Source organism: Citrobacter sp. S55_ASV_140 (assembly GCF_018919505.1).
Classification (GTDB): domain Bacteria; phylum Pseudomonadota; class Gammaproteobacteria; order Enterobacterales; family Enterobacteriaceae; genus Citrobacter; species Citrobacter werkmanii.
In genome coordinates this window covers 1-6,845 of the sequence record NZ_JAHLQZ010000202.1, presented here as the reverse complement: position 1 = coordinate 6,845, position 6,845 = coordinate 1, and the positions used below count along the sequence as shown (strand labels likewise).

Below are 6,845 nucleotides of genomic sequence, written 5' to 3'. Positions count from 1 at the left end.
GGTAGGGCATGACAGGAGCAATAATGGTGGTGAGTACCGCAGCGGCCGCCACAATGATGACGTATTCAGGATGCTTTACCCAGCCAAGCGGATAGTGGCCGAGAAGAATGTCGCGTACTGAACCACCGCCAATGGCGGTCGCAGTGGCAATAATAATGACGCCAAATGTATCCATACGGCGACGTCCTGCCGCAAGCGCGCCGGTCATGGCTTCGGCAGTAATACCAATTAAATATAAAACGTGTAACAGCATGTATTCCCCCTGTTGTGCTGGGGGCTAAGGTTATCGATTTGTGCGCATTGTCACGATTGAGATTTTCTAAGGTGAAACGATTTTAATAACTACAGCTAATGCGAATTTGTCAGAAATGCGTTATGACATGCTGTCTAAAGTGTGGAGTGTAATAATAAACGATGAGAAAATGTAATTCGAAGTGAAGGGGCGGAAGCGAAACGTCGGGAAAAACACGTAGTCCCGCCGTTTACTGGCGGGCTACGTAGAGTAAAGGTTACTCTATATTCTGAATCTGCTCGCGCATTTGCTCGATCAAGACTTTCAGTTCAATTGCGGAGTTAGTCACTTCGGCATTGATAGACTTGGATGCCAGAGTGTTCGACTCACGGTTGAATTCCTGCATCATGAAGTCCAGACGACGGCCAACCGCCTCTTTTTTCTTCAGAATGTTGTAGGTTTCTTTGACGTGAGCTTCCAGGCGATCCAGTTCTTCAGCCACGTCGATACGCTGTGCCATCAGCACCAGCTCTTGCTCAAGACGGTTATTTTCCAGTTGCACCTGTGCGTCTTCCAGTTTGGCCACCAGACGCTCACGCTGCCATTGCAGAATTTCCGGCATATGCGCACGTACCTTCGTCACTTCAGCGCTGACGCCTTCCAGACGCTGCTCGATCAGCGCCTTCAGCGCCTGACCTTCGGTTTCACGCGCAACGATAAAGTCATCCAGCGTACCGTCAAGCGCAGCGAGGATTTCGGCGGCAATGGCGTCCAGATCTTGCTCCTGGGCTGCCATTACGCCAGGCCAACGCAGGATATCAACCGGGTTAATTTCACCTTCATCACTCTGCATTTTGACCCAGTTAGCAGCACTCACGAGCTGTTTAGCGAGCTTTTCATTCAGAATCAGCTCGCCCTGAGCGCTGGCATCCGGCTCAAAACGCAGCGTACATTCGATCTTACCGCGCGTCAGACGCGTGCGGATGCGTTCGCGAACCACGGGTTCGAGACTACGGAACTGTTCCGGCAGGCGAAAATAAGTTTCCAGATAACGCTGGTTTACCGAGCGCATCTCCCAGGTTGCGCTACCCCATTCACCCTTGATTTCACGCCGGGCGTAGGCGGTCATGCTGCGGATCATAGACGTTCCTGTTTTTAAAGATGAGATGGGAGGATTATAGCCATCCACGTCTTGTCAGGATAGGAATAACCGTCGGAAGTCCGTATAATGCGCAGCCACATTCGTTTCAAGCCGGAGATTTTATCATGCGTCCAGCAGGTCGTAGTGCCAATCAGGTGCGTCCCGTCACCCTGACCCGTAATTATACAAAACACGCTGAAGGCTCCGTGCTGGTCGAATTTGGTGATACTAAAGTACTGTGTACCGCTTCTATTGATGAAGGCGTCCCACGTTTTCTGAAAGGTCAGGGCCAGGGCTGGATCACCGCAGAATATGGCATGCTGCCACGCGCCACGCACACCCGTAACGCCCGTGAAGCGGCGAAAGGTAAGCAGGGCGGTCGTACCATGGAAATCCAGCGTTTGATCGCCCGCGCACTTCGCGCTGCTGTTGACCTGAAGACGCTCGGTGAATTCACTATTACGCTGGACTGTGATGTTATTCAGGCAGATGGCGGTACGCGTACTGCATCGATTACTGGCGCATGCGTTGCGTTGGCGGATGCGCTGAACAAACTGGTGGCGAGCGGTAAGCTGAAAACTAACCCGATGAAAGGGATGGTAGCCGCGGTTTCCGTGGGCATTGTCAACGGTGAAGCGCTCTGTGACCTCGAGTACGTTGAGGACTCTGCCGCAGAAACTGACATGAACGTGGTGATGACTGAAGATGGTCGCATTATTGAGGTGCAGGGCACGGCGGAAGGTGAGCCGTTCAGCCATGAAGAACTTCTCACCCTACTGGCATTGGCCCGAGGGGGAATCGAATCCATTGTAGCGACGCAGAAGGCGGCGTTAGAAAATTGATTTTAAAGGCGACTGAAGAGTCGCCTTTTTTTTGTCTGTAATAAAGTGAGATGAGGAGCGAATCCATGAAACCGTATCAGCGCCAGTTTATTGAGTTTGCGCTTAGCAAGCAGGTACTAAAGTTTGGCGAATTTACGTTGAAATCCGGGCGCAAAAGCCCCTATTTCTTCAACGCCGGGCTATTTAATACCGGGCGCGATCTGGCACTGCTAGGCCGTTTTTATGCCGAAGCGCTGGTGGATTCCGGCATCGAGTTCGATTTGCTGTTTGGCCCAGCCTACAAAGGTATTCCGATTGCGACCACCACCGCCGTTGCGCTGGCGGAACACCACGATAAAGATTTACCGTACTGCTTTAACCGTAAAGAGGCGAAGACCCATGGTGAAGGCGGTAATCTGGTAGGTAGCGCACTTGAGGGGCGTGTCATGCTGGTGGATGATGTTATCACCGCGGGAACAGCAATTCGTGAGTCGATGGAGATTATTCAGGCTAATGGCGCTACGCTTGCTGGGGTACTGATTTCTCTTGATCGTCAGGAACGCGGTCGTGGCGAGATTTCAGCGATTCAGGAAGTGGAACGTGATTATGGTTGCAAGGTAATTTCGATCATTACCCTGAAAGACCTGATTGCGTATCTGGAAGAGAAGCCTGAGATGGCAGAACATTTGGCAGCAGTGCGGGCATACCGAGAAGAGTTTGGGGTTTAATCGTCGCTGAATTGCCCGGTGGCGTTAAGCTTACCGGCCCTACGGGTTGCACAGGCCGGATAAGACAAAGTCGCCATCCGGCAATCGTGTTACTGCAATTGAGCGGCAACCAGCGGCCAGCGGGTGTCAAAATCATCCGTTGGTCGATACTTAAATTCGCTACGTACAAACCGGGACAACATTCCTTCGCAGAAAGCCAGTAACTGGCTGGCCAGCAGCGTTTCATCCACCGTGTAACCTTCGCCTTCACGCATTCTTTTTTCGCGCAGAACCTGGCGTAACTGGGCCTCAATACGTTCGAAAAGCTGGTTAATGCGGCCTTGCAGACGATCCTGTTCAAACATGAGCGCATGCCCGGTCAGAATGCGCGTCAGACCGGGGTTACGTTCACCGAAGCCTAAAATCAGCAGAACGATCAGACGCAGACGTGCGCTGGTGTCCTTTTCATCTTTTAAGATCAGATTGATACGGGTAATCAGACTATCTTCGATAAACTCAATCAGACTATCGAACATGCGAGTCTTGCTGGGAAAATGGCGATACAACGCCGCTTCGGAAACGCCTACAGAGGCTGCCAGTTTCGCTGTCGTGATGCGTTGGCTTCCATCGCTGGACTCAAGCATCAGTGCCAGAGACTGAAGTATTTCTTCGCGACGATTCCTTTTCGCAGTTTGCTTTTCTACCATGTTACAAAATACCCCTGAAAATAAGCTCTTGCCAGGCAGGCATCCACACAGCGACCGCAAACGGCTGTTTGCGGTGTGTTATTGCGTTATTACGCTGTGGGATACTTTTCTGCGGGTTACTTGCGCCCGGAATGGCCGAAGCCACCTTCGCCACGATCGGTGGCTTCAAACTCTTCCACCAGATTAAATTCAGCCTGCACGACCGGTACAAATACCATCTGCGCGATACGTTCGCCCGGTTCAATCGTGAAGCTGTCCTGACCACGGTTCCAGATAGATACCATCAATTGTCCTTGATAGTCGGAATCAATCAGACCGACCAGGTTGCCCAGTACGATGCCGTGCTTATGGCCCAGCCCGGAACGTGGCAACATCACCGCCGCCAGAGAGGGATCGGCAATGTGGATGGCTAACCCGGTTGGCACCAGCGTAGTTGCACCTGGCGCCAGCTCTACGGCGTCATCAAGACAAGCACGCAGGTCAAGTCCGGCAGAGCCAGAAGTGGCGTACGTCGGGAGCGGAAATTGTTGCCCTACGCGCGGGTCCAGAATCTTAACGTCGATTTTTTTCATCATAACGGGTCACGATCTCGTCGAGTAATAATTGGCCCAGGAGTTCTTTACGCTCAAGCGGTAAGATTTTATCTCCATCCTGCCAAAAAAGGTGTAATGCGTTGCTGTCGCTGTTAAACCCTTGATTTGATAGCGAAACGTCGTTAGCACAGATCACATCAAGGTTTTTGCGGATGCGTTTTTGCCGGGCATATTCTTCCACATTATTTGTTTCGGCGGCAAACCCAACGACAAAAGGACGATTAGCATCCAGTGCGGCAACACCGGCGATAATATCCGGGTTTTTGACCATTTTTACTGTTAATTCATCACCCTGCGTCGCCTGTTTTTTGATTTTTTCGGGGGCGACGGTCTCGGCGCGATAATCAGCGACTGCGGCGCAGCCGATAAAAATATGCTGTTGTTGCACCACAGATTGCACGGCGGCTTGCATCTCCAGCGCGGTCATCACATCAATGCGCTGCACAAATGGCGGTGTGGGTAACGAAACAGGTCCCGACACCAGCGTGACGTTTGCCCCGCGTTTTGCGGCAGCGGCTGCGATAGCAAATCCCATTTTTCCGGAGCTGTGATTGGAAATGTAACGCACGGGATCCAGCGGTTCACGCGTCGGACCCGCCGTAATCATGATATTGAGATGTTGCAGATCGTTGACAGGCGAGAAATGTTCTGCGGCCATATCGACAATCGTCAACGGATCCAGCATGCGTCCAGGACCGACATCGCCACATGCCTGGCTACCACTGTCAGGACCCCAAATGAGCAAACCTCGCGAGGCAAGAATGCTCAGATTGTGCTGGGTCGCGGCAGCGAGGTACATCTGCTGGTTCATGGCTGGCAGCACAGCAACAGGAGCAGGCGTTGCCAGACAAATCGTTGAAACCAGATCGTTAGCCATCCCCGCGGCGACGCGAGCAATCAGGTCTGCCGTAGCAGGCGCCAAAATAACCAGGTCGGCCCATTTCCCCAGCTCAATGTGGCCCATCGCGGCTTCGGCGGCGGGGTCAAGCAGGCTGTCGGAAACGGGATAACCCGAAACCGCTTGTAAGCTCAGGGGAGTAATAAACGCTTTTGCCGCTTCGGTCATCGCCACGCGGACGTCAGCGCCGCGTTCCCGTAAACGACGCACCAGTTCAGGGGTTTTGTACGCAGCAATGCCGCCACTGACGCCAAGTACGATTTTTTTACCGGCCAGGCTCATCATGATCTTTCCTGTTGGGTTTCACCAGAAGGCGGATATTTTATCACAATCCGCAATGAGTCGTGCTTTTGCCCGCGCTTCAGTTTGCGAGCCGCTACGAAGAAGTGATAACAGAGCGTCGATTCGCGACAAGCGTTATGCCACTATGCGGACGCGAAAGGAGGGGAAAACATGGAAAATACAGGACGTATGATGCCCCGGGAAAAGCTGTTGGCGCAGGGGGCTGGTTCACTTAGCGATGTTGAGCTACTGGCGCTTTTTTTACGCACCGGGATTCTGGGTAAAGATGTGCTGACGTTGGCAAAAGAGTTGATCCAGCATTTTGGTTCGCTGTATGGCCTGTTATCAGCAGACTATATGGCGTTTAGCCACGTTCACGGCATTGGCCTGGCGAAGTATGCGCAGCTTAAAGGGATTGCCGAACTGGCAAGGCGCTACCATAACGTGCGAGTGATGGAAGAGCGCGCGTTACTTAGCCCGGAAATGGCGCGAGAATTTCTGCAAAGCCAGCTCGCGCAAGAGGAACGCGAGATCTTTCTGGTGATCTTTATGGATTCTCAACATCGTGTGATTAAACACAGCAAACTTTTTTCCGGCACGCTTAGCCATGTTGAGGTGCATCCACGAGAAATTGTGCGTGAAGCGATAAAAATGAATGCGTCAGCGGTGATCCTTGCCCATAATCACCCTTCGGGTTGTGCAGAGCCGAGTAAAGCAGATAAACTCATCACCGAGCGTGTTGTGAAATGCTGTCAGTTCATGGATATCCGGGTGCTTGATCATCTGGTCATTGGGCGCGGAGAGTACGTTTCTTTTGCGGAACGCGGTTGGATTTAACGCACTTTACGCGATCCATCGGGATCTTTGTCTGTTCGGGACTTGAGCATAACGCCGGGTCAGCGTATACTACGCCACCTTTGAGAATCTCGGGTTTGGCATTTGGGCCTGGCAATCGAGAGTTCACTTAGAACTACGCGATGACCGGGCTGTAAAGCCTGACGAGGCGCCGATACCCCATACGAAGCTCGAGCTAATTTGATTTTTGGAGAATAGACATGTCCCGAGTCTGCCAAGTTACTGGCAAGCGTCCGGTGACCGGTAACAACCGTTCCCACGCACTGAACGCGACTAAACGCCGTTTCCTGCCTAACCTGCACTCTCACCGTTTCTGGGTTGAGAGCGAAAAGCGTTTTGTCACCCTGCGTGTATCTGCTAAAGGTATGCGTGTTATTGATAAGAAAGGCATCGAAACAGTTCTGTCTGAACTGCGTGCCCGTGGCGAAAAGTACTAAGTACTAAGAGGAAATAAATCATGGCTAAAGGTATTCGTGAGAAAATCAAGCTGGTTTCTTCTGCTGGTACTGGTCACTTCTATACCACTACGAAGAACAAACGTACTAAGCCGGAAAAACTGGAACTGAAAAAATTCGATCCAGTTGTCCGTCAGCACGTTCTCTACAAAGA

10 protein-coding genes are annotated in these 6,845 nt (G+C 52.0%); 5 read left to right on the top strand and 5 right to left on the bottom strand.

Annotation, left to right across the window (positions count from 1 at the left end; all coding sequences use genetic code 11):
• Together KQJ18_RS20200 and KQJ18_RS20195 are read right to left on the bottom strand one after the other, a co-directional pair.
• Positions 1-253: TRIC cation channel family protein (locus tag KQJ18_RS20200; RefSeq protein WP_216422582.1), on the bottom strand; the 253-nt coding region annotated here is incomplete at its 3' end.
• 256 nt (positions 254-509) lie between these two features.
• A complete protein-coding gene (locus KQJ18_RS20195) occupies positions 510-1,373 on the bottom strand; it encodes a YicC/YloC family endoribonuclease (protein ID WP_006687630.1) in 864 nt (287 codons plus the stop codon).
• 125 nt (positions 1,374-1,498) lie between these two features.
• Between KQJ18_RS20195 and rph the strand changes: the two genes are divergently transcribed.
• Both rph and pyrE read left to right on the top strand, forming a co-directional pair.
• The gene (gene rph / locus KQJ18_RS20190) at positions 1,499-2,215 is read left to right on the top strand and encodes a ribonuclease PH (RefSeq protein ID WP_003024054.1); all 717 of its coding nucleotides are present in this window, start codon (positions 1,499-1,501) and stop codon (positions 2,213-2,215) included.
• A 65-nt stretch (positions 2,216-2,280) separates the two neighbouring features.
• On the top strand, positions 2,281-2,922 hold the full coding sequence (gene pyrE, locus KQJ18_RS20185) for an orotate phosphoribosyltransferase (RefSeq protein WP_061066836.1): 642 nt from the start codon (positions 2,281-2,283) through the stop codon (positions 2,920-2,922).
• Positions 2,923-3,011: 89 nt separating this feature from the next.
• Here the strand turns inward: pyrE and slmA are convergent, their stop codons facing one another.
• From slmA to coaBC, 3 genes are all read right to left on the bottom strand, one after another.
• Positions 3,012-3,608, bottom strand: coding sequence for a nucleoid occlusion factor SlmA (gene slmA, locus KQJ18_RS20180; RefSeq protein WP_003024060.1), 597 nt, complete (start codon positions 3,606-3,608; stop codon positions 3,012-3,014).
• Between the two features lie 116 nt (positions 3,609-3,724).
• Positions 3,725-4,183 (bottom strand): dUTP diphosphatase, encoded by a 459-nt coding sequence (gene dut / locus KQJ18_RS20175; RefSeq protein WP_006687626.1) that lies wholly within the window; start codon positions 4,181-4,183, stop codon positions 3,725-3,727.
• Positions 4,161-5,381, bottom strand: coding sequence for a bifunctional phosphopantothenoylcysteine decarboxylase/phosphopantothenate--cysteine ligase CoaBC (gene coaBC, locus KQJ18_RS20170; protein ID WP_216422585.1), 1,221 nt, complete (start codon positions 5,379-5,381; stop codon positions 4,161-4,163). The genes dut and coaBC overlap by 23 nt, the downstream gene beginning before the upstream one ends.
• Before the next feature lie 171 nt (positions 5,382-5,552).
• On the opposite strand from coaBC, the gene radC reads away from it, so the two are divergent.
• The 3 genes from radC to rpmG form a co-directional block, all read left to right on the top strand.
• Positions 5,553-6,218 (top strand): DNA repair protein RadC, encoded by a 666-nt coding sequence (radC, locus tag KQJ18_RS20165; protein WP_038635368.1) that lies wholly within the window; start codon positions 5,553-5,555, stop codon positions 6,216-6,218.
• 218 nt (positions 6,219-6,436) lie between these two features.
• Positions 6,437-6,673, top strand: a complete 237-nt coding sequence (gene rpmB / locus KQJ18_RS20160) for a 50S ribosomal protein L28 (protein WP_003024071.1) — start codon at positions 6,437-6,439, stop codon at positions 6,671-6,673.
• A 20-nt stretch (positions 6,674-6,693) separates the two neighbouring features.
• A partial coding sequence (gene rpmG, locus KQJ18_RS20155; protein WP_216422584.1) for a 50S ribosomal protein L33 occupies positions 6,694-6,845 on the top strand: 152 nt, incomplete at its 3' end.